The sequence below is a fragment of the Kribbella flavida DSM 17836 genome (assembly GCF_000024345.1).
GTDB lineage: Bacteria > Actinomycetota > Actinomycetes > Propionibacteriales > Kribbellaceae > Kribbella > Kribbella flavida.
In genome coordinates, this window is sequence record NC_013729.1 from 3,188,071 (window position 1) to 3,210,957 (window position 22,887).

Annotated in this window: 18 protein-coding genes; 9 read left to right on the forward strand and 9 right to left on the reverse strand. The window is 71.0% G+C overall.

Translation table 11 applies throughout. From position 1 onward, the window contains the following. Nucleotides 1-265 precede the first annotated feature (265 nt). Together KFLA_RS14845 and KFLA_RS14850 are read right to left on the reverse strand one after the other, a co-directional pair. Nucleotides 266-1,051, reverse strand: coding sequence for an Fpg/Nei family DNA glycosylase (locus KFLA_RS14845; protein WP_012920618.1), 786 nt, complete (start codon nt 1,049-1,051; stop codon nt 266-268). A gap of 9 nt (nt 1,052-1,060) precedes the next feature. Further along, nucleotides 1,061-5,638 carry an ATP-dependent helicase gene (locus tag KFLA_RS14850; RefSeq protein WP_012920619.1) on the reverse strand — a complete coding sequence of 1,526 codons (4,578 nt, stop codon included), beginning with the start codon at nt 5,636-5,638 and terminating at the stop codon, nt 1,061-1,063. 89 nt (nt 5,639-5,727) lie between these two features. Here KFLA_RS14850 and KFLA_RS14855 point away from each other — a divergent pair, with 89 nt between their 5' ends. Both KFLA_RS14855 and KFLA_RS14860 read left to right on the forward strand, forming a co-directional pair. Further along, nucleotides 5,728-6,837 carry an LppM family (lipo)protein gene (locus tag KFLA_RS14855; RefSeq protein WP_012920620.1) on the forward strand — a complete coding sequence of 370 codons (1,110 nt, stop codon included), beginning with the start codon at nt 5,728-5,730 and terminating at the stop codon, nt 6,835-6,837. Next, a complete protein-coding gene (locus tag KFLA_RS14860) occupies nt 6,834-7,028 on the forward strand; it encodes a DUF3046 domain-containing protein (RefSeq protein WP_012920621.1) in 195 nt (64 codons plus the stop codon). The genes KFLA_RS14855 and KFLA_RS14860 overlap by 4 nt, the downstream gene beginning before the upstream one ends. A gap of 39 nt (nt 7,029-7,067) precedes the next feature. Here the strand turns inward: KFLA_RS14860 and KFLA_RS14865 are convergent, their stop codons facing one another. Together KFLA_RS14865 and KFLA_RS14870 are read right to left on the reverse strand one after the other, a co-directional pair. Further along, nucleotides 7,068-7,634 (reverse strand): GrpB family protein, encoded by a 567-nt coding sequence (locus KFLA_RS14865; RefSeq protein ID WP_012920622.1) that lies wholly within the window; start codon nt 7,632-7,634, stop codon nt 7,068-7,070. A gap of 110 nt (nt 7,635-7,744) precedes the next feature. After that, nucleotides 7,745-8,536, reverse strand: a complete 792-nt coding sequence (locus tag KFLA_RS14870; protein WP_012920623.1) for a hypothetical protein — start codon at nt 8,534-8,536, stop codon at nt 7,745-7,747. A gap of 251 nt (nt 8,537-8,787) precedes the next feature. On the opposite strand from KFLA_RS14870, the gene recA reads away from it, so the two are divergent. From recA to rny, 5 genes are all read left to right on the forward strand, one after another. Then, nucleotides 8,788-9,855, forward strand: a complete 1,068-nt coding sequence (gene recA, locus KFLA_RS14875; RefSeq protein WP_012920624.1) for a recombinase RecA — start codon at nt 8,788-8,790, stop codon at nt 9,853-9,855. Between the two features lie 1,294 nt (nt 9,856-11,149). Next, the gene (locus tag KFLA_RS38840; protein ID WP_237706810.1) at nt 11,150-12,199 is read left to right on the forward strand and encodes a regulatory protein RecX; all 1,050 of its coding nucleotides are present in this window, start codon (nt 11,150-11,152) and stop codon (nt 12,197-12,199) included. A gap of 558 nt (nt 12,200-12,757) precedes the next feature. Next, nucleotides 12,758-13,252, forward strand: a complete 495-nt coding sequence (locus KFLA_RS14885) for an NUDIX domain-containing protein (protein WP_012920626.1) — start codon at nt 12,758-12,760, stop codon at nt 13,250-13,252. Between the two features lie 157 nt (nt 13,253-13,409). Then, a complete protein-coding gene (locus KFLA_RS38335) occupies nt 13,410-14,060 on the forward strand; it encodes an antitoxin (RefSeq protein WP_012920627.1) in 651 nt (216 codons plus the stop codon). Nucleotides 14,061-14,800: 740 nt separating this feature from the next. Continuing rightward, nucleotides 14,801-16,573, forward strand: coding sequence for a ribonuclease Y (gene rny / locus KFLA_RS14895; protein WP_012920628.1), 1,773 nt, complete (start codon nt 14,801-14,803; stop codon nt 16,571-16,573). Nucleotides 16,574-16,733: 160 nt separating this feature from the next. Here the strand turns inward: rny and KFLA_RS14900 are convergent, their stop codons facing one another. The 5 genes from KFLA_RS14900 to KFLA_RS14920 form a co-directional block, all read right to left on the reverse strand. Continuing rightward, a complete protein-coding gene (locus KFLA_RS14900) occupies nt 16,734-17,108 on the reverse strand; it encodes a nuclear transport factor 2 family protein (RefSeq protein ID WP_012920629.1) in 375 nt (124 codons plus the stop codon). Between the two features lie 95 nt (nt 17,109-17,203). Then, nucleotides 17,204-17,488 (reverse strand): DUF6458 family protein, encoded by a 285-nt coding sequence (locus tag KFLA_RS14905; protein ID WP_012920630.1) that lies wholly within the window; start codon nt 17,486-17,488, stop codon nt 17,204-17,206. Nucleotides 17,489-17,645: 157 nt separating this feature from the next. Next, entirely contained in the window at nt 17,646-18,809 is a 1,164-nt protein-coding gene (locus KFLA_RS14910; RefSeq protein ID WP_012920631.1) for an acyl-CoA dehydrogenase family protein, read from the reverse strand. A gap of 54 nt (nt 18,810-18,863) precedes the next feature. Continuing rightward, nucleotides 18,864-19,439 (reverse strand): DUF1707 SHOCT-like domain-containing protein, encoded by a 576-nt coding sequence (locus tag KFLA_RS14915; protein ID WP_012920632.1) that lies wholly within the window; start codon nt 19,437-19,439, stop codon nt 18,864-18,866. Next, nucleotides 19,436-20,206 carry a type 1 glutamine amidotransferase gene (locus tag KFLA_RS14920; protein ID WP_012920633.1) on the reverse strand — a complete coding sequence of 257 codons (771 nt, stop codon included), beginning with the start codon at nt 20,204-20,206 and terminating at the stop codon, nt 19,436-19,438. The genes KFLA_RS14915 and KFLA_RS14920 overlap by 4 nt, the downstream gene beginning before the upstream one ends. 124 nt (nt 20,207-20,330) lie before the next feature. On the opposite strand from KFLA_RS14920, the gene dxr reads away from it, so the two are divergent. Continuing rightward, nucleotides 20,331-21,557, forward strand: coding sequence for a 1-deoxy-D-xylulose-5-phosphate reductoisomerase (gene dxr / locus KFLA_RS14925; RefSeq protein WP_012920634.1), 1,227 nt, complete (start codon nt 20,331-20,333; stop codon nt 21,555-21,557). Beyond that, entirely contained in the window at nt 21,554-22,864 is a 1,311-nt protein-coding gene (locus KFLA_RS14930) for a M50 family metallopeptidase (protein ID WP_012920635.1), read from the forward strand. Before dxr ends, KFLA_RS14930 begins: the two co-directional genes overlap by 4 nt. Nucleotides 22,865-22,887: the final 23 nt, after the last annotated feature.

Sequence of the window (22,887 nt, forward strand, 5' to 3'; positions counted from 1 at the left end):
CGCGTGCAACCCGGCGCGGGCGTTGCGCGGTCAGCGCGATCGCGTGCAACCCGGCGCGGGCGTTGCGCCGTCAGCGCGATCGCGTGCGACCCGGCGCGGGCGTTGCGCCGTCAGCGCTGCCCGGCTCGCCGTCCGGGGATCGACATCGGCGGCTGATGCGCAAACCTGGGCAGCCGTCGACTCGACGGAATCCTTGCTGGCGCCGTAGCGGCAACGCGGTTGCGGCGGCGCCGTTGCGACGGTTGTCTGTCGCCCGTTGCTCGCGTCAGTTCTCGGGCTGGCAGTGGGGGCACCAGAAGGTGACGCGGTCCTGCGGGGGCTGACCGAGGTGGGCGGTCAGGATGGTGGTGCGGCAGCGTCGGCAGGGCTTGCCGGCGCGCTCGAACACCCAGGAGCGTTGACCCGGCCGGTTCACCCCGGTGGTGACCTGGGCGGCGTTCTGCAGGTTGGCCTTCATCAGCCGCCGGCTCAGATCGACGGCAGCGCCGAGATCGACCTGAGAGACCGGCTTCCACGGGTGCAGGCCGAGCAGGAAGCACACTTCGACACGGTAGAAGTTGCCGATGCCGGCCAGGTTGCGCTGGTCCAGCAAGGCTTCGCTGATCGTGCGATCCGGATCGGCGGCGAGGTTCGCGATCGCCTGCGTCCGGTCGAAGGTCGGCGACAAAATGTCCGGCCCGAGATGCCCCACGACGGTGTTCTCGGCGTCGGTGGCAACCAACTCCAGGACGGGCAGCCGGTACCCGACGGCAGTCCAGGCGTCGGTTCCCAGGACGGCGCGCACTTGGTAGTCAGGCCCGCCCTTCCACCGTTCACCCGGGCGGTAGAGGTGCCAGCTGCCCTCCATCCGCAGGTGGCTGTGAATCGTTACCCCGTTGGAGATCCGCATCAGCAGATGCTTGCCGCGGGGAACCACCTCGACGACCGTCTCGCCGCTCAGGTCGGTCGTTGCCAACGCCGGCACGCGGAAGTCGCTCTTGACCAGCACCTTGCCGGCCAGCGCCTGGTGAAGCCGCTTGGTCGCCCGCCAGACGGTGTCTCCCTCAGGCATCCCGTCACCTCAGGCGCGCAGCCGCAGACCACGCGGCGTCGCATGGAACCCGGCCTTCGCCAGCGCGTCCCCGAACGCCGTGTGCCGCACCTGCTCGCCGTCCGCCGTCTCGACGCTCAACTTGCCGAGATGCCCGTCCCTGATCGCCAGCGCCAGCGCGTCCACCGCCGGCTGCAGCATGTCCGGCTCCTCGGTGAAGCTCAGAACCGTCCGCCCGCCGCGCTCGACGTACACGATCAGCTTGCCGTCGACGAGCACCACCAGCGCGCCGGCCTTTCGCCCCGGCCGGTGACCGCCGGCGTTCCCCCGCTCGGGCCACGGCAGCGCGGCGCCGTACGGGTTCGCCGGGTCGGAGGCCGCCAGTACGACGGCACGAGCCGCCGGCTCCTCCTGCTTCCGCCCTCCACCAGTCGCGCCGTCGGCAAGCGCGCGCAACCGGTCGACGGCTCCGGGCAAGGCGAACTGCGCCGCCCCGAGCCCCGCCACGAAGTAGCCACGCCGGCACCGGCCTGACTCCTCGAAGGCGCTCAAGACCTTGTAGACCGCAGCGAATCCGCCCGGAGTGCGCTCGGTCATGACGGATCCGCGGGTGACGATGCCGTAGCGGTCGAGCAGCGTCTCGGCCGCTGCGTGAGCCCGCCGGGTGGCGTCCTCGTTCCGTGGGGGCAGCAGTGACCAGCGGCCACCGGCCGTCGGAGGACCGCTGCGCGACGGCATCGAGGGCCGCCCGGACCTCAGCGCGCGGCCCGGACGAGCGCGTGGCGTCGCCCGCTTGGTCCGGTGACTGCCGCGGCCGCCGGAGACCAGCGAGCGCACGGGGGTGAGCGTGTCGTTCGTCAGGTGGCCGGCCCAGACCAGATCCCAGAGCACGCCGACCAGCGTTTCGTCGTCCACGACGCCACTGGCCGCCCCGACGACATCGCTGAGCTGACGGAAGAAGAACGCCCCGCCGCCGGCCAACGCGTCCAGCACGGCCTGGTGAGTCTCACCGAGCTCGAAGGAGGGATCGGCGTCCGGCAGGGTCAGGTCGCAGTTGTCCGCCAGGTGCAGCGACACCCATCCGTCCGTCCCCGGCAGCGAACCAGAACCGGCCCACACGACTTCACCGGTCGCGGTCAGCTCATCCAGCATGGACGGCTGGTACCCAGGAACACGCGCCGGCAGCACAATCGACTCCAGCGCCGACGCAGGCACCGCACACCCGGCCAACTGCTCGACTGCCCCGAGCAGTACGTCGTACCCGCGGCCGCGGCTGCTGGTGATGCCCTGCCAGGCCGGCAGGAACCGGGCCAGCGCGGCCGGCTCGACCGGCTCGACCTCCTTGCGCAGCGCGGCAAGTGACCGGCGCCGCAGCAGCCGGAGGATCTCGCTGTCACACCACTCCATCGCGATGCCGCCGGGCAGGAACTCGCCCTCGACCACTCGCCCGGCCGCCGAGAGCCGGCGCAGCGCGTCCGTCACCACGGCGACGCCGATCCCGAGCTGCGTGGCCAGGTCGATCGCGCGGAACGGACCATGCGTCCGGGCGTAGCGGGACACCAGGTCGCCCATCGGATCGGCGACCGGCTCCGCGTGCGCCTCGGCGACACCGGGCGGCAGCGGCACCCCGAGCGCGTCACGCAAGCGGGCGACGTCCTCGACCACGGCCCACCGATGCTCGCCGGCGATCCGCACCCGGACGACGCGCCGAGCCGCGGCCAGTTCGGTCAGCCAGGTCTCCGCGTCCGCGCCGTCGACGCTGCGCTGCGCGGCCGCGTGGACCGACAGCGGCCCGACCAGACGCAGTACGTCGAACAGGCCCTCCGCGTCGCGCGCCCGGCGATCCTCCGCCAGCCGCTGGAGCTCGGCCTCGGTCCGCATGACGACCTCGGCGTCGAGCAGCTCCCGCAGCTCGGTCCGCCCCAGCAGCTCGGCCAACAAGCCCTGGTCGAGCGCCAGCGCAGCCGCACGCTTCTCGGCCAGCGGCGCGTCGCCCTCGTACATGAACGCGCCGACGTAGCCGAACAGCAGTGACTTGGCAAACGGCGACGCCTCCGAAGTCTCCACCTCGACCACGGACACGCGGCGCTCGCCGATTCCGGTCAGCAGATCCTTCAGCGAGTTCAGGTCGTAGACGTCCTGCAGCACCTCACGCAGCGTCTCCAGCACGATCGGGAACGACCCGTACTTGCTGGCCACACTCAGCAGCTGCGCGGAACGCTGTCGCTGCTGCCACAACGGCGAGCGGCGGCCCGGGTTGCGCCGGGGGAGCAGCAGAGCTCGCGCCGCGCACTCCCGGAAGCGAGCGGCGAACAACGCGGAGCCGCCGACCTCCGCGGTGACCAGGTCCTCGATCTCGGCCGGGTCGAACAGCACGAGCTCGGCCCCTGGCGGCGGCTCGTCGGTCTCCGGCAGCCGGAGCACGATCCCGTCGTCGCCGGACACCGACTGCGCGTCCATCCCGTACCGCTCGCGCAGCCGCGCCGCGATCGCCAGCGCCCACGGACCGTGCACTTGACCGCCGTACGGCGAGTGGATGCAGACCCGCCAGTCGCCCAGCTCGTCCCGGAACCGCTCGACCACGATCGTCACGTCGTCCGGCACCCGGCTGGTCGCCTCGCGCTGCTCGCCGAGGTAAGCGATCAGGTTGTTGGCGGCGTACTCGTCGAGGCCGGCGTCGCGGGCACGCTTGACCGCCTTGGCCGGCGGCAGTGACGCCATCGTCCGCACGAACGCACCGGTCGCCGCGCCCAGTTCAGCCGGCCGTCCGACCGCGTCGCCCTTCCAGAACGGAAGCCGCCCCGGTTGGCCCGGTGCGGGGGAGACGAGCACGCGGTCGTGGGTGATGTCCTCGATCCGCCAGCTGGACGCCCCGAGGGTGAACACGTCGCCCACCCGGGACTCGTAGACCATCTCCTCGTCCAGCTCCCCGACCCGGTGGTTGGTGGACTCACCGACCAGGAACACCCCGAACAAGCCCCGGTCCGGGATCGTGCCGCCGCTGGTCACCGCCAGCCGCTGGGCTCCGGGCCGGCCGGAGATCTCCCCGCTGACCCGGTCGAACACGATCCGCGGCCGCAGCTCGGCGAACTCGTCCGACGGATAGCGGCCCGACAACATGTCCAGCACCCCGTCGTACGCCGAGCGCGGCAACGTCGCGAACGGCGCGCTCCGGCGGACCAGGGTGTACAGCTCGTCCACGTCGACGGTGTCGAGCGCGACGATCGAGACGATCTGCTGAGCCAGGACGTCCAGCGGGTTCGCCGGGATGTGCAGGCTCTCGATCAGGCCGTCGCGCATCCGCTGGACCACGACCGCGGTGTCGACCAGGTCGCCGCGGAACTTGGGGAACAGCACGCCGCGCGAGATCGCGCCGACCTGGTGCCCGGCCCGGCCGACCCGCTGCAGGCCGCTCGCGACCGACGGGGGCGCCTCGACCTGGATGACCAGGTCGACGGCGCCCATGTCGATGCCCAGCTCGAGGCTGCTCGTCGCCACCACGCACGGCAGCCGGCCGGACTTCAGGTCGGCCTCGATCAGGGCCCGCTGCTCCTTGCTGACCGAGCCGTGGTGCGCCCGGGCGATGAGCGGCGGCGCGGCCAGCGCCGCTCCCGACTGCGCCATCACCTGCGCCGGCGTACCGGCGTCGGGCAGCTCCAGCTCGGCGCGCTCGGCGGCGATCTCGTTCAGCCGGGCGGTCAGCCGCTCGGCCAGGCGGCGCGAGTTGGAGAAGACGATGGTGGAGCTGTGCTCGGAGATCAGGTCGAAGACGTGCTCCTCGACGTGCGGCCAGATCGACGCGTGGCGGGGCGCGCCGGCGGCCGATCCCGAGGTCTCGACCTCGGTGTTCGCCAGCTCGGCCATGTCCTCGACCGGGACGACGACGCTGAGGTCCCACTGCTTGGTGAACTTCGGCTGGACCACCGTCACCGGCCGCTCGCCGCCGAGGAACCGGGCGACCTCCTCGACCGGCCGGACGGTGGCCGACAGCCCGATCCGCTGCGCGGGCTTCGGCAGCAGCGCGTCGAGCCGCTCCAGGGTCAGCGCGAGATGGGCGCCCCGCTTCGTGCCGGCGACCGCGTGCACCTCGTCGACGATCACCGTCTCCACGCCACGCAGCGACTCGCGGCCCTGCGACGTCAGCAGCAGGAACAGCGACTCCGGCGTCGTGATCAGGACGTCGGACGGCTTGGTCGCGAACCGGCGCCGCTCGTTGGCCGGCGTGTCACCCGAGCGCACCGCGACCTCGACGTCGATCGGCGCCTCGCCGAGCCGGCGGGCAGTCTCCCGGATGCCGATCAGCGGGGCCCGCAGGTTGCGCTCGACGTCGACGGCCAGCGCCTTCAGCGGCGAGACGTAGAGCACCCGGCAGCGCAGCTTCGGGTCGTCGGGCGGGGGAGTGGTGGCCAGCCGGTCCAGGGCCCAGAGGAAGGCGGCCAGCGTCTTGCCGGAGCCGGTGGGCGCGACGACCAGCGCGTCCCGGCCCGCGGTGATCGCGTCCCACGCCTCGAGCTGGGCCGGGGTGGCCGCCTCGAAGACGTCGCCGAACCACGCCCGGGTGGCGGGCGAGAAGCGGCTCAGCGCAGTCGATTTCGGCACGTCCACCATCTTGCCGGGTCGCTCCGACAGTTTCCGGTCGCCGCGTCGAGCGGGCTCCGGGCCCGGGCTGTCCCCCCTCGTCTGGAATGATCTGCGCCATGAAGAACCGCGTGCGCATGGCGCTCGTCATCGTGGCGTGCCTGGTCGGCCTGACCGGCTGCGTGAAGCTCGATGCCGACCTGAAGGTGAACTCGAACGAGACCGTCTCAGGCAGTATGCAGATCGGTGTCGACAAGCAGCTGGTGCAGTCGAGCGGCCAGTCGCTCGACGCCATCCGCCAGCAGGTCGAGAAGCAGATGAAGCAGACCACGACCGACGGCGTCACCTGCAAGCCGTACGACGACGACAAGTACCTCGGTTCGACCTGCGAGTTCGACAACGTGCCGTTCAGCAAGATGGGCGGGTCGACCGGCGAGGGGGTGACGTTCCGCAAGGACGGCGACCGGTTCGTGGTCAGCGTGAAGGACGCGGACATCGGCTCGCAGACGCCGTCCGGCGCGCAGCCGGTGATCAACTTCAAGGTCACCATGCCGGGCAAGATCATCGAGCACGACGACGGCGCGCAGATCGACGGCCGCACCGCGACGTACGACAGCCTGGACAAGCTGAGCAAGGTCTCCCTGGTCTCCGAGGCGGGCAGCTCGTTCCCGGTCTGGGCGATCATCCTCATCGTCGTGCTGCTGCTCCTGGCGGCCGGCGCGGTGGCGTTCTTCCTCCTGCGGAACCGCAAGAAGCAGCAGCAGTTCCCGGGCGGCGGCCAGTACGGCCAGTACCCCGGTCAGCCCCAGCCCGGCCAGTGGGGTCCGCAGGGGCAGCAGTACGGCGGTCCGCAGGGCCCAGGTGGCCCGTACGGTCAGCCTGGTCCGTATGGCCAGCCCGGTCCGCAGTACGGGCCTGGTGGTCCCGGCCAGGGGCAGCCTGGCCCCGGCCAGTACCCCGGCCAGCCGCAGTACCCGGGGCAGCCGCAGCAGGGACAGCCTGGTCCGTGGGGTGGCGGGCAGCAGCAGCCTCCGCAGCAGGGTGGATGGGGTCAGCCGCCGCAGCAGGGACAGCCCCCGCAGCAAGGTGGCTGGGGTCAGCCGCCCCAGCAGGGACAGCCTCCGCACCAGGGCCAGCCTCCGCAGCAAGGACAGCCCCCGCAGCACGGGCAGCCGCCGCAGGGCGGGTCCGGGTGGGGCCCACCGCCGCAGAACGACGGGCGGGCATGAGGCTCACCGAGTTCTGGGATCGGATGGACCAGGCGCTCGGCCCGGCGTACTCACGTACCTGGGCCGAGACGCAGGTCATCAGCGGGCTCGGCGGTCGGACGGTCGCCGAGGCGCTGGCCGAGGGCGAGCACGCCAAGACGGTGTGGCGTGCGGTCTGGGCTCATCTGCAGCTCCCGCCGAGCGAGCGCTGACCTTTTCGCCGCTGCTCAGTTAGGGCGTCAGCCGGGGGGTCAGGGCGTCCAGCCGGTGCGTGCTGCCCACTCCTCGGCGGGGAGGTAGATGAGGTCGCAGACGGGATCCTTGAGATCGGCGTAGTCGCCGACGTTCTCCAGCGGCAACCTCGCCGCACGCTCCTTGAACGCGCCGTACGCCGCAGCGGTCGTCGGGTGAGCCCGCAGGTAGTCGCGGAAGAGCAGGGCGTACCGCTGGTTCGCCCGCCCGGCGATGCGGATGTGCAGGTTCACCCTGCGGCGGTACATGGGCTCGATGACGAGTCTTTTGACCCACTGAAGCGCTTCGGAGGGCAGACCGGGCACCGGGTGGTCGGAGCGCGGCGGGCGGAGCTCCCAGTTGGCGTCGACCAGCAGCTGCGCGACCTCGTCGAGCTGCAGCTCGCTGGACACCGTCGCCTGGATGTCCAGGACGTCCTTGGACACCAGACCGGGCACCGCGGTGGAACCGATGTGGTCCACCCGGGTGACGGTGTCGCCGACGATCGCGCGGATGGTCTGTGCGGTCTTGTCGAACTGCGCGGCCCAGGTGGGGTCCGGGCGGACGATGGTGATCGACGAGCTCATGCCGGGATCATCTCAGTGCTTCTGCCGAACGTCACCGCCCGCGGGCACGAAGCGCACGTGGGCTCCGAACGGCGGGTTGTCCGCGGCCGGGTCCGTGCCCCGCGGGTGTGTCAGAGCGGCTTGACCCGGAAGGAGCCGGTGCTGAGCAGCTCGCCGGCGGCGTACGCGGCCTTGCGGATGCCCTTCCGCTCGTCGAAGAACCCACCGACCACTCCGACCGCGGGCAGCTTGCCGATGGCGCGGGCGGCGATGCTGCCGCGCGGGCGGTCCTCGAAGACCTCACCGAGCCCGCCGAAGAGCTTGGAGATCCGCCAGACCAGCCGGATGCCCTTGCGCAGTCCTGCCTCCTCCGACTCGTCTCCCAGTCCCAGCTGCTTGGCCACGTCCCGACCGGCCGCGGTCGGGTCGTCGTACCGGAGTACGTCGTCGGGTGTGATCGGCCGTTCGGTCAGCACCCGGGCGATGACCGCCGTGCGGTCCGCGTGCGCCTCGACGCCGTACTCGCGGCAGACTGCGCCGATCACCATCGCCTGGACGGTGGCGCCGAGGGTGTCCTTGATCGGCAGTGCGTCCGCCGCCGCGCCACTGAGCCTGGGGAGGCCAGCGACCACGGCCGCGAACCCGCCGAGCCGGTCGACCCACCAGTCGCAGCGCTCGGCCAGCGGCAGCGTCGGCCACTCGGCGTGGCCGGGCACCTTCATCTTCAGCAGCCGGTCGATGGCCACGATCAGCGCCTTCTCGGCCAGGTTGGGTTGCTCCTGGGCGGAGTACTCCGTCAGGATGCTGCGGATGCCGAACGGGTCCTGGGTGCGGAGTGCGTCGAGCACGGAGTCGAGGCCGAACTCGACCCGGCTGAGCGCGAGGACGACGGCGGAGTCGGGGATGTCCGGACGGTCGGTCACGGTGGCCAGGGTAGGGAATCGCGGGGGCAGCGCGGTCGCCCGGGGTCTCCCGGCGTGTCAGTTGTGATTCGAACACGTGTTCGGGCTATTTTGTCTCGTACGAGTTCGTCGGACCGGCCGGAGTTGTCCACAGATCCAGGACTGCTCCGAAAAATGTCCGACGTAACCCATACCGTCTCTGGCGACAACGAATTTCCTCCGGGCGGCTGGGACAGCGGTCCGAACGACTAGATGGGTTAGGTGGCAGTCAGATGGCTGGTGCAGCGAGTGCGGAGCGAATCGCGGCGGATCGCGAGAAGGCGCTGGCGACCGCGCTGACGCAGATCGAGCGGCAGTGTGGCAAGGGCTCCGTGATGCGGCTGGGCGAGCAGGGCAAGGCGCCGATCGAGGTCATCCCGACCGGGTCGATCGCGCTGGACGTCGCGCTCGGGATCGGCGGGCTGCCGCGCGGCCGGGTGGTGGAGATCTACGGCCCGGAGTCCTCGGGTAAGACGACCGTCGCCCTGCACGCGGTCGCCAACGCCCAGCGGGCCGGCGGCATCGCCGCCTTCATCGACGCCGAGCACGCGCTCGACCCCGACTACGCCCGCAAGCTCGGGGTGGACACCGACGCCCTGCTGGTCTCCCAGCCGGACTCCGGTGAGCAGGCGCTGGAGATCGCCGACATGCTGATCCGCTCCGGCGCGATCGACATCGTCGTGATCGACTCGGTGGCCGCGCTGGTGCCCCGGGCCGAGATCGAGGGCGAGATGGGTGACAGCCACGTCGGTCTGCAGGCCCGGCTGATGAGCCAGGCGCTGCGCAAGATGACCGGTGCGGTCAGTGGGACCAACACCACCGCGATCTTCATCAACCAGCTGCGCGAGAAGATCGGCGTGATGTTCGGCTCCCCGGAGACGACGACCGGTGGTAAGGCGCTGAAGTTCTACGCCTCGGTCCGGCTGGACGTCCGCCGGATCGAGTCGCTGAAGGACGGCACCGACTTCGTCGGCAACCGGACCCGGGTCAAGGTCGTGAAGAACAAGGTGGCCCCGCCGTTCAAGCAGGCCGAGTTCGACATCATCTACGGCCAGGGCATCAGCCGTGAGGGCAGCCTGCTGGACCTCGGCGTGGAGCAGGGCTTCGTCCGCAAGGCCGGTGCCTGGTTCACCTACGAGAGCGACCAGCTCGGTCAGGGCCGGGAGAACGCGCGCAACTTCCTGCGCGACAACCCCGATCTGGCCAACGAGCTGGAGAAGAAGATCAAGGAGAAGATGGGCATCGGGACCGACAAGGCGGCGGACGCGACCCCGCCGGTCGAGGTCGATGTCGACTTCTGATCAACCGGCCGACGGCCAGAGCCAGGCCGAGCGCCTGGCTCTGGCCCGTCGGCTGCTGGCCGCCGGTCCGACAGACTCCACGCTCTGGAAGCCGGAGCCCACCGCCGGCGCGGATCGCCCTCGCAAGACGGTCCGTCCCGGCCGGGTAGCCCGCCGACCGGCCTCGCTCTCTGAGGCGGCCGACGCGGTCGAGCCTGGCGCCCCCGAGGAGAACACGCCCCGCGTCACCCAGCGCCCGGCTCCCTCCGACGCCACCCCGCCGGACGCTTCCCCCACTCCCCGCAAGCGCCGTGCACCCCGCAAGACCTCATCCACTCCCGGCGAAGCATGGTTGGACTCCCCAGCCCCCGCCGACGCCTGGTGGACCGAACCCGCACCCTCTGCCGCTGAGGCCCACTCTGCCGCCTCGGCTGCAAGCAGCCGCAAGCGCGGCCCGGCCGCCCCAGCCCCGACACGGCAACGCGCCGCCGACGCTTCGGCGGGGGCGGCGACCACTGCACACAGCGCGTCGGCGAACACGTCGTCGCCCGTCGCGGACAGCGCGTCGGCGAACCCGCCGTCGCCCGGTGCAGGCAGCTCGTCAACGACCCGGCCGTCGCCCGGTGCAGGCAGCTCGTCAGCGAACCCGCCATCGTTCGGTGCAGGCAGCTCGTCGGCAAAGCCGCCCTTGCCCGCGGTCAGCGACTTTTGGTCAGACGTTCCCTCGGCTTCGAGCTCGGCACAGAGGGCTAACGATCCGGCCAGTGCGCGAGCGTCGACACCCGAGGACCCTTGGTCTGATGTTGCCTCAAGCACCGCAGACCGGCGCGGCGCCTCCACCTCGGCTCCAGCTAGCGGATCAGGGACCTCGCTCGCTCCGGACGACCCCTGGTGGGACGACTCACCGACTCCGAGCGCGGCGCGACCGGACACCCACCCGGCCGATCCGTGCGCGGAAGCACCAACCTCCGACCGCGGTCCGCGAGGGCGAGCATCTTCGTCCACTCCCACCGACCCATGGGCGGACGCTCCCGACGATGCCGAGCCGAACTCCGCCTCCGCTCCCGCCACACGGTCGGGCGCGGCCCTGCTACCCGACGACCCGTGGTGGGACGACTCGCCAACTGTGCGAGAGCAGCCGAGCCCTGCCACCTCTGAGCCCCGGTCCAGCGCGTCACCCGCTTCAAGCGATGAGCAGCCGCGCGTCGGCTCTGCCGATCCCCAGTCGGCTGCTTCACGCGATGCAACCGATCGGCAGGCCGATGATGCCTTCGCCGAGTCGCGGTCGGGCGCATCACCTGCTCCGAGCGATTCGTTGCCGGAGGCCTCATCCGCGCCGACCGGTGGGCGGCCGACGACGACGTCGTCTCAGCCAGACCTCTCCGGCCCGTGGTCGGACGCCGCACCGCCTGCCCAGCCAGGCAAGCCGCGCGCCGCTCGAAAGGCAAGAACCGCCCAGCTGGATGCGAGCCCCGACGCTGGCACGTCTGCACCAGAGACCCCGGGGTCAGCCGAAGCCTTCGACGTACGTGAGCGGCCAGCGGCGGTCGACTCGTCAGCCGGCCACAACGTCGGCAAGAGCATCATCAACACCCCGGCCGGAGCGCCCACCGATGACGCGCCTGTCCGGCGTGCTCGTCGCCAGAGTGCGGCGGCCGACGTTGCCTCCGCTTTCTCGACGGCCGACAATGCGCCGGACGAAGCACAGGCCAGTACCCCTTCATCAACCGGATGGGGCGCGAAGAGCAGTCGGCCCGCTCAGCGCCGTACCCGGCGCTTCGGTTCCGGTCAGTCTCGTCGCGGCTCCCGTACGGACGAGCCGGACGCTCCGGCTGATCCCAAGGTCGATCGCGAGGCCGACCCCCATCAGGTCGCGCGCACGATCCTGCTCGACAAGCTCAGCGGCCAACCCCGCACCCGCGCCGAGCTGACCGACGTGCTGGCCGAGCGGGAGATTCCCGACGAGGTGGCGGACGAAGTACTCGACCGCTTCACCGAGGTCGGCCTGATCAACGACGCCGCGTTCGCCACCGCCTGGGTCGAATCCCGCCACCGCGGCCGCGGCCTGGGCAAACGTGCCCTCGCCCAAGAGCTCCGCCGCCGCGGCGTCGACGACGAACTGGCCCGCGACGCCCTGGAAGAGCTCGACCCCAGCCAGGAAGAAGCCACCGCCAGAGCCTTGGTCCAGAAAAAGCTGCGGTCCCTGCGCTCCCTGGACCGCCAGGTCGCCATGCGCCGCCTGCTCGGCATGCTCGCCCGCAAGGGCTACCCCGGCGGCCTGGCCATGACCGTCGTCAAACAAGAACTGGCCGCCTCCGACGAAGAGCTCCCTCTGCTCAACGACTCCGGACTAGAAGCAGACTGACCCGGAGGCCTGCAGTGGGGTCGCGCCGAGCGCGCGAACGCGGCCAGCAGTCCGTGCTGATCGCCGGCATCGCGGCGACCGGCGGCCGCCGTGCACAACGCGGTGAAGGCCGAGTAACTGAGCTGAACCCGACGCCGCCGACATCCAGGCGGCCGCGAATCCCGGAGTCGTCATCCGAGTGGGGACGACATCGCCGACGTACTGGCCGGCTAGGGGTGTCTCCCAACTCCCCGCCTCCTGCACGGCGCCTCATGCACGGGAGCCAAGGCCACGATGCTTCGCATTGCCACCTCGTCTCCCGTACACCGAGCTACCGCACCGAGCACCTGCTCGCTACGGCGCGGATTCGGGAGACACGCCTAGACCCGATCGTTGCCCCCGCGCCGCAGTACCGGTTGTTCCGGTTGGGCCGGGCGACCTTGGTCGGAAAGCCGATCATTCCCGCACGAAGCAGAGTCCGTAGCACTCGGCAACCAGTCGCCGGACTGAGCGGCGGCGCGGACGCGGAGAGGCGTCGGGATGGCCGCGGAGGCGAGGAAGTGACGGGATACTCGGGCGATGGGATACGAGGGGTCGTACACCTGGCGGCTGCGGCAGCACGTGGGGCATGAGTTGCTGGTGATGCCGGGGGCTCAGGTGGTGGTGGTCGACGCGGAGGAGCGGATGCTGTTCCAGCGGCGGCGGGATTCGGGGGAGTGGGAGTTTCCGGGTGGGGCGGCGGAGCCGGGGTCGAGTTTTCGCAGCACCGCGGTGCAGGAGTTGTTCGAGGAGGCCGGGCTGCGGGTCCGGGACCACGACTTGGTTCCGTTCGCGTCGTTGTCGGAGCCGGACGTGCACGTGATCACGTATCCGAACGGTGACCGGATGCACTGTTTTGCGTTGTGCTTCGAGGCTCGGTGCTGGGACGGACAGGTGCGGGTGGAGCCGGAGGAGGTTGCCGAGGTCACCTTTCGGCGGCCCGATGACGCGCCGGAACCGCTGCAGGCGCAGACGCGGGTGGTGCTGGAGCTGTACCTCGCGTACCGGGCGAGCGGGGTGTTCCAGGCGCGCTGACGTGCCGGTCCGGCGGTTTGCAATGACGCGGGGGACGGCGAGGGGCGTTGACGGGGATCGGCTGCGGGTGTCTCATCCGAAGTAAGGCCGACTTGCCGTCGGTCCGTAGGCTGGGATTTTCGTCGAGATCCGCCCCTGACACCTCTTGGAGGGTGCAATGAACGATTTCCAGGAACAGGCTAAGAACTGGCTCCGGAACGTCGTCAAGCAGAACCCGGACAAGATCAAGGCAGGCGTGGAGAAGGCGGGCGACCTGATCGACAAGCAGACCGGCGGCAAGTACGCCGACAAGGTCGACGCCGCCCAGGGCAAGGTCGGCCAGTACGTCGACTCCCAATCTCCCGCGGCCGGCCCCTCGGCCTCCTCCACCGAGCAGCCCACGAGCCCCTCCGCGAGCGATCAGCCGCCGGGCACGCCTGCCGACCAGTCCAGCGGCACGTCGGACGACCAGGCTGGTGGCAAGTCAGCGACCGGTCAGGCCGATTCCGGCGACAGCATCCAGCCGACGACCGGGCCGGACGACGGCGCGGCCGACGCCCCGACCCAGTCGCAGGGCGGGGCGGGCGGCGCCACCCCGGCGGGTGCCGACGGGCCGGAGGTCAGCACCGTCGAGAACGGTGAAGAGGACTCCAGCGCTACGGACGCCGACGAGTCAACAACTGACGGCAGGTCGACCGGCGGCGTCGTCGGCGGCCCTGCGCCGGACGTGAGCGCGAACGACAGCCGCTCCGCCGGCTCCCGCACCGAAGGCGCCCAGACCGGCGGCACCACCACCGGCACCGAGGGCGGCCTCCCCGGTCCGAGGTAGTTGCTGACCCGCTGCGGCCAAGCGGAAGTCCGGCGCGGTGCCACGGCGCCCGCCGGACTGAAGCACCTGCCAGGACGACCAGCCAGGCCTGCGTGAGGCGGCGTGAGGCGGCACGGCCGCCGCAGTACGTCCCCTCGTGCAACGTCCGGAGGACCTTCGATCACAACCTCGGGTTTCCGGACGTCGAGGTCAAGACGCCTGGTGTCGGCCGGACAGCGGTTGGGCGCCGAGAAGGCATCGGCTCGCCTGTCGCGCTACGCCCCCGTGATCCTGCCCAGGTGCGCCGGCTCCTCGCCGCCACCCGTCCCGAGCGCCGCGAAGGTTTGACCTTCCTCCGGGTGGCGTGGGTGTGTGTCCGCCTTGACCGGGTGGTTGGGCGCGCCTAGCCTCGGAATCAGTAAGGGAGCTGTCCACCCGGACGGTTGATGACATAGCAACGGCCGGCCGGTCGACCACCGGCCGACCGATTTTCGCCGGGGCTCGCGCGAGCGCGCACCGGAGACCCGAGATCAGAGCTCGACCGAGCTGGACCGACGGCGGCGAACGCTTGCCGTCGCATAGGAACGGACCCGGCGCCCACCGGGCGATCGGCGGACCGCAGGCGATCACTCGCCGGTGGGACGCGCCGCATCCCGGTCGGCGCGTTTCGGCGTACCGTTTTCTCGACCGCTGTGTGGGAAATCCCTTCCGACCAAGAGCTGGTCACGCCCGGGCGTGACTCGACGAGGGGAGACGCGCCGATGCAGCAGCTTGCGGGCCGGCCGCTGGTTTCGTTCGCGGCGATGCCGACGGCGACGTCCGTGGGGCTGGTCGTGATCGGTCTTCTCGTCGTCGGTCTGCTCGCCTGGATCGGGCTGACGCTGACCCGGCGCAAGGGCGCCGAGATGGCCGCCGCGGAGGCGAACGCGAAGCTGGAGGCGGCCACCGCGGTCGCCGAGGCGAAGTCGGTGGGGGACCGGCTGCGCCGCGAGGCCGAGGAAGAAGCGGCCGTGCTGCGAGCGCGGGCGAAGGAGTCCGAGCAGCGCACCGACGAGCTGCGCCGGCAGGCCGAGGAGCGGGCCCAGGAGGCCGACCGGCGCGCCGACGAGGTCCGGCGGCAGGCGGAGGACCGGGCGTCCGAGGTCCGCCGGGACGCCGAGCAGCGCGCCACCGCCGTACGCCGTGAGGCCGAGTCCGAGGCGCAGTCGATCCGCGACGACCTGCGTGAGCAGCGCCTGGAGATGGAGCGGCGCGAGCACCGGCTGACCGAGCGCGAGGAACGGCTCGACGAGCAGCACCGGGCGATCGAGCAGCGGCAGCAGGAGATCGCCGCGCAGCTGGCCGAGCTGGACCAGCGCAAGGCCGAGATCAAGGACCTCGAGGACGAGCGCCGGCGGATCCTGGAGGGTGTCGCCAACCTGACCAGTGAGCAGGCGAAGGCCGAGCTGATCGCGGCGATCGAGACCGAGGCGAAGCGGCACGCGCACACGATCGTGCGCGACCTCGAGCGGCAGGCCCTCGACGAGGGCGAGACCAAGGCGCGCAAGATCATCACCGGGGCGGTCCAGCGGCTCGCCTCCGAGCAGACCAGCGAGTCGGTCGTCTCGGTCGTGCACCTGCCCAGCGACGACATGAAGGGCCGGATCATCGGCCGGGAGGGCCGCAACATCCGGTCCTTCGAGCAGACCACCGGCGTCAACCTGATCATCGACGACACCCCCGAGGCGGTGCTGCTGTCCTGCTTCGACCCGGTACGCCGGGAGACCGCGCGGCTGACCCTGGACTCGCTGGTGCTGGACGGCCGGATCCACCCGAGCCGGATCGAGGAGATCTACGAGCGCAGCAAGGGCGAGGTCGCCGAGCTGTGCCTGCGGGCGGCCGAGGACGCGATGGCCGAGGTCGGCATCACCGACCTGCACCCGGAGCTGGTCCGGACGATGGGCCTGCTGCGCTACCGCACGTCGTACGGGCAGAACGTGCTCAAGCACCTGGTCGAGTCGGCGCACCTGGCCGGCATGATGGCGGCCGAGCTGGGGCTCGACCCGCAGCTGTGCAAGCGCGGCGCGTTCCTGCACGACGTGGGCAAGGCGCTCACCCACGAGTCCGAGGGCAGCCACGCGATCGTCGGCGCGGACCTGGCCCGCAAGTACGGCGAGAACGACGACGTCGTGCACTGCATCGAGGCGCACCACAACGAGGTCGAGGTCCGCACGGTCGAGGCGGTGCTGACCCAGGCGGCGGACGCGGTCAGCGGCGGTCGCCCGGGAGCCCGGCGGGAGTCGCTGGAGGCCTACGTGCAGCGACTCGTTCGGCTCGAGGAGATCGCGATGCACCACGACGGCGTCGAGAAGGTGTTCGCGATGCAGGCCGGCCGGGAGATCCGGGTGATGGTGCTGCCGGACGCGGTCGACGACATCGCGGCGCAGGTGATGGCTCGCGACATCGCCAAGCAGGTCGAGGAAGAGCTGACCTACCCCGGCCAGATCCGGGTCACCGTCGTGCGTGAGTCCCGCGCCACCGAGGTCGCCAAGTAGCAGGCCGCGTCCGTCATCGGTGGAGCTCCGCGAACGCCGACGTCCGGTCGCTCGCCGGGGACCGCGGGCGCCGACGCAGCTACTCACGTACCGCGTCCGCCACGCGGGCGCCGAAGCAGCTACTCCACGTACCGCGTCCGCCACGCGGGCGCCGACGCAGCTACTCCACGTACGGCGCCCGCCAGGCGGGCGGTTCGAACGGTGTGCCGTAGATCCGGGTCTCCCGCGCGATCCGCCCGTCGCGGAACTCCACCACGTTCGCCACGTAGTACACGTCGCCGCCGTAGTCCGACCGGCCGAGCACGACGAAGTGGTCCCCGGCCCCGACGATCCGCTGGATCTCGATCGACGGCGGGTTCGGGTACTGCTCCTGCATCGCCCGCATCCGGTCCCGCCCGACCACCCGCTCGCCGGACTGCGGCATCTCCATCGTGTAGTCCTCGGTGCGCAACTCGTGCTCGGCCTGAGCCGACAGCGCCAGTTGCCCGTCGGTCGGCCACAGCCGCTCCAGCAGCTCCCGGTTCCGGTCCGTCATCCTGACCACCCCTCTCACCCCAGTGTGGACCGGGGACGTTCAGGCAGCCTTGAAGCGCCGGAGCCAGCTGCCGAAGCGACGTCCCGGCGCCCGGATCAGTGACGTTCCCGGTACTCCGTGGGCGTGACGTCGATCTGGTGGCTCAGCGGGGACGACTGCGGGTCCGTGCGGTACTGCTGCTCGACGTCGGGCCGGATGACGAGTGACTCGTCGGTCCGGCCCTTGTTCGCGACGGCGTACGAGAGCCACGTCCCGGCGACTCCGGCCAGCATGATCACGACGCCGACGACGGTGAAGTCCACCGGCCCGGAGGTGTCGCGAATGCCGAAGGCGACGATGCCGCCCACGGCGATCAGAAAGATCCCGACGCTGATACGCATCCTGTTCCTCCCTGGTGCGGATCGGAACGCGGTCGATCCCTTCGGGCGGGAGAGGGTGACGTAACGTTGACCGTTGCTCACCCTCGGTACCCACCCCGATCCGTTGCCATGCACAACGGCTACGCCGGGAAGAGGGCAGCTCGGCAGGAACCAGCGGTCAGCGGAACGCGGACTCGCCGGTCAGCGCCTGCCCGATCACCAGCTGGTGGACCTCGGAGGTGCCCTCGTAGGTGAGCACCGACTCCAGGTTGTTGGCGTGCCGCATCACCGGGTACTCGCCGCTGATCCCGTTCGCGGCCAGGATCGTGCGGCACTCGCGGGCGATGGCGATCGCCTCCCGCACGTTGTTGAGCTTGCCGACGCTGACCTGTTCCGGCCGCAGCGTGCCCTTCTCCTTGAGCCGGCCCAGGTGCACGGCGAGCAAAATGCCCTTGTTCAGCTCGACGGCCATGTCGGCGAGCTTGGCCTGGGTCAGCTGGTACGCCGACAGCGGCTTGTCGAACACCTGCCGCTGCGCCGCGTACGTCACCGCCGTCTCCAGGCAGTCGCGGGCCGCGCCCATCGCCCCGAAGACGATGCCGAAGCGCGCCTCGTTCAGGCAGCCGAGCGGACCGGACAAACCACGGGCCTGCGGCAACAACGCCGAGGACGGCAGCCGCACGTCGTCGAAGATCAGCTCGGACGTGACCGACGCCCGCAGCGAGAGCTTCCGGGTGATCTCCGGCGCCGAGAAGCCCGGCGTGTCCGTCGGTACGGCGAACCCGCGCACGCCCTCGTCGGTCCGGGCCCAGACCACCGCGACGTCGGCCACCGAGCCGTTGGTGATCCACATCTTCGAGCCGTTCAGGATCCAGTCGTCGCCGTCGCGCCGGGCGTTGGTGCGCATGCCGCCGGGATTGGACCCGAAGTCGGGCTCGGTCAGGCCGAAGCAGCCGATCGCCTCGCCGGCGGCCATCCGGGGCAGCCATTCGGTCTTCTGCTCCTCGCTGCCGTACTTCCACAGCGCGTACATCGCCAGCGACCCCTGCACCGAGACCAGCGACCGCATGCCCGAGTCGGCCGCCTCGATCTCCAAGCAGGCCAGCCCGTACGCCACCGGCCCCAGCCCGGCGCAGCCGTACCCGGTCAGGTGCATACCCAGCAGCCCCAGCGCGCCGAGCTCCTTCGCCAGGTCCCGCGCCGGGATGCTCGCCGACTCGAACCACTCCGGCAGCGACGGCCGCAACCGCTCGTCCGCGAACCGGCGGGCGGTCGCGCGGATGGCGACCTCTTCCTCGGTCAGCAGCGAGTCCACGTCGACGAGATCCAGCGAAACGGTCATGCCATCACGCTAGCGGCAACCCGTCGGCCGCGTCCCTGAGGCGAAGCTCACGACCTACTTGCTGTACCAGGGCCACCACCAGCGCCGCTTGCGCGGGTGCCGTACGACGACCGAGCTGTACTTCGCCTGTCCGGACACGACCAGCCGGACGCCGTCCGGGGCGCCCGCACCGGTCTTGTTGGCGCTCGAACTGCCCACCAGGTCGACCTCGTCGAGGTTCACCACCCAGCCCGCCGGCACGACGATGGTGATCGAGCTGTGCTTGAGCGAGGCGTCGACCCGCACCTCCGGCCGGCGGACCAGGGCGTCGGTGAAGTCGAGCTTGACGCTGGAATGCTCAGCCAGTGCGACGACCCGCTCAGGCACCCGCCAGGCTCCTTGCCGGACCTGCGAACTGTGCTTCACCCGGATGACCGCCTCGGCCGCTCCGGCGGGCTCGGCAGGCACCAGGTCGGCGGTGGCGGCGCGCAGCTCGACCTCGGTCTTCGCGGCGTAGACCTGGGTCAGCCGCTCGTCCAGCTCCTGGAAGTCGAGCCGGCCGTCGCCGTGGGCTTCCTGGACCAGCGAGGCGGCACGCTCACGGTCGTTGTCGGAGGCGCGACGGGCGGGCGGCGGCTGCTCCAGACTCATGGACCAACCGTAGCGCCGGAGACCGTCCGTCCAGTACGCCCGGAGCCGGGCAGGTCCGGCGTACCGGAGCGGGCGAGGTCGAGAAATCGACCGACCACCGCGGACCAGGTCTGTTCCAGCTCGGCCGCACGGCGGTCGGCCTCGGCGACGACGGCCGCAGGGTCGAAGCCCCAGGCCCGCAGCGACTCGGGCTTCCACGCTGTGACCCGGGCGGCCGAGACCTCCGGGTGGAACTGGACACCCCAGCTGCGGCCGATCCGCAGCATCTGATGGGCACACCGCTGGCTGGACATCAGGAGGACGGCGTCAGCGGGCAGCCGGGTGATCTGGTCCTGGTGGCTCTCGACCGCCCGGACGGTCGACGGCAGCCCGGCGAGCAGTGGGTCGTCCTGCGCGGCCGGCAGGACGTTCAGCTCGGTGACCCCCTTCTCCGGGAGACCGTACTGACCTCGTACCTCGCCGCCGAACGTGTGGGCGAGCAGCTGCGCGCCCAGACAGATCCCGAGCACCGGCACCTGGTCGCGCTCGACCGTGGTGCGCAGCAGCTCGCGCTCGGCCGGCAGCCAGGGAGAAGCCGCGTCCGCGTCCGGCAGCATCCCGCCACCGAGCAGGATCAGGGCGGCATGCCCGTCGCTGGTCGCGGGCAGCGGTTCGCCCGCGTGGGCGCGCACGATGACCGGGGCGAGATCGCGCTGCGCGATCCAGTCGAGCAGGCGGCCCGGTCCGCTGCCGGGATCGTTCTCGATGATCAGCACGGTCGTCGTCATGGCCACCAAGTTAGGGCACGCGCCGGCCGCCGCCGCGGTACGCCGTACCGCGGCCGACCGTACGCCGTTCCGTGCGGGGCCGACCGGATCGTCGTCTCGGCCGTCCACCTGGGACAATGACTCGGTGAATCCGCGTACCGTCGTCATCCTCGGCTCGACCGGCTCCGTCGGCACCCAGGCGCTGGAGCTGATCGCCCGCAACCGCGACCGGTTCCGGGTCCACGCGATCTCGGCGGGCGGCGACAACGTCGGCCTGCTGGCCCGGCAGGCGCTGGAGTTCGAGGTCGAGGTGGTCGCGGTCGCCAGGGCCACCGTCGCCCAGGACCTGCAGCTCGCGTTCTACGCCGAGGCGCAGCGCCGCGGCTACGCGCAGGGCGAGTTCCGGATCCCGAAGATCCTGACCGGCCCGGACGCCTCCAGCGAGCTCGCGGCGATGCCGTGCGACGTGGTGCTCAACGGCATCACCGGGTCGCTCGGCCTGCGCCCGACGCTGGCCGCCCTGGACGCCGGCAACACCCTCGCGCTGGCCAACAAGGAGTCCCTCGTCATCGGCGGGCCGCTGGTCACCCGCCGGGTCAAGCCGGGGCAGATCGTGCCGGTCGACTCCGAGCACAGCGCGATCGCCCAGTGCCTGCGCGGCGGCAGCGGCGACGAGGTCCGCAAACTGCTGCTGACCGCCAGCGGCGGCCCGTTCCTCGGCCGCGCCCGCAGCGAGCTGGCCGAGGTGACCGTCGAGCAGGCGCTGGAGCACCCCAACTTCGCGATGGGCCCGGTCGTCACGATCAACTCCGCCACCCTGGTGAACAAGGGGCTCGAGCTGATCGAGGCGCACCTGCTGTTCGGCCTCCCGATGGACCGGATCGACGTCGTGGTGCACCCGCAGCAGGCGGTGCACTCGATGGTCGAGTTCTACGACGGGTCCACGCTGGCCCAGGTCGGCCTGCCGACGATGACGGTGCCGATCGCGCTCGGCCTGGGCTGGCCCGACCGGATACCGGACGCCTCGCCGCCGTGGAACTGGGCCGAGGCGAGCACCTGGCAGTTCCTGCCGCTCGACGACGAGGCCTTTCCCTCGGTCCAGCTGGCCCGCGAGGCCGGCGCCCGCGGCGGCACCGCCCCGGCGGTGTTCAACGCGGCGAACGAGGTCTGCGTGCAGGCGTTCCGGGACGGCCGGCTGCCGTTCCTGGCGATCGTCGACACCGTCGCCCGGGTGGTGACCGATCACGACGTACCCTCGTACGAGGAACTGTCCATCGACGACGTGCTCGCCGCGGACGCCTGGGCACGGTCCCGGGCCCGTGAGCTCACCGCCGGCGGCAACGACAACGGCCAGGAGACCACACAGGCATGACCGCACTTCTGACTCTCATCGGCGTGGTCCTGTTCGTTCTGGGCATTCTCGTCTCGGTCGGCCTGCATGAGCTGGGTCACATGCTGCCCGCCAAGGCGTTCGGGATGAAGGTGACCCAGTTCTTCGTCGGTTTCGGCCGGACGGTCTGGTCCACCAAGCGCGGTGAGACCGAGTACGGGATCAAGCTGATCCCGGCCGGCGGCTTCGTGCGCATCATCGGCATGATCCCGCCCGCCAAGGGCCAGGACCCGACCAAGGTCCGCAAGGCCAACACCGGGCCGATCCAGTCGATGGTGGAAAACGCCCGCTCCGCGGAGTACGAGACGATCGACGCCGCCGACCACGGCCGGTTGTTCTACCAGAAGGTGTGGTGGAAGAAGCTGATCGTGATGGCGTCCGGCCCGCTGGTCAACATCGCCATCGCGTTCGTGCTGTTCGGCGGCCTGTTCATGCTGTACGGCGCGAACGTGGCGCAGACCACGGTCGCCACCGTCACCGACTGCGTGATCCCCGCCTCCCAGGCCTCCGCCGACCGCAAGTGCCAGGCCGGCGACCAGGTGTCCCCGGCCAAGCAGGCCGGCTTCCAGGTCGGCGACCGGATCGTCTCCTTCAACGGCACCGCGATCGACAGCTGGGACCAGCTGACCCCGCTGATCCGGGCGAACACCGACAAGCCCGCCACCATCGTGGTCGAGCGCGACGGCCGGCAGGCCACGCTGCAGACCACGACGATCGTGAACCAGGTCCGCGAGGACGCCGGCTCGGACAAGTTCGTCTCGGTCGGCTTCCTCGGCGTCTCGCCGGAGCAGAAGGTCGAGCGGCAGGACTTCGGCTTCGTGGTCGACAAGATGGGCGAGCTGACGGTGGCCACGCTCAAGGCGCTCGCCAACTTCCCGGAGAAGCTGGTCGGCGTCGCCAAGTCGATCGTCGGCGGGGACCGCGACCAGGACAGCCCGATGAGCGTCGTCGGCGCCAGCCGGGTGGCCGGCGAAGTGGCCTCGAACAACGACCTGACCGGCGGCGAGCGGGTCGCCTTCCTGGTCTCGCTGCTCGCCTCGCTGAACCTGTTCCTGGCCCTGTTCAACTTCATCCCGCTGCTGCCGCTGGACGGCGGGCACATGGTCGGCGCGATCTGGGAGGGCATCAAGCGCGGTGTCGCCAAGCTGCTCGGCCGCCCGGACCCCGGCTACGTGGACGTCGCCAAGCTGCTGCCGATCGCCTACGTGGCGGCCAGCGTCATCGTGGTGATGGGCGTGCTGCTCGTCATCGCCGACATCGTCAACCCGATCCGGCTGTTCAACGGATGACCCTCCTCAACGGACAAGGAAAA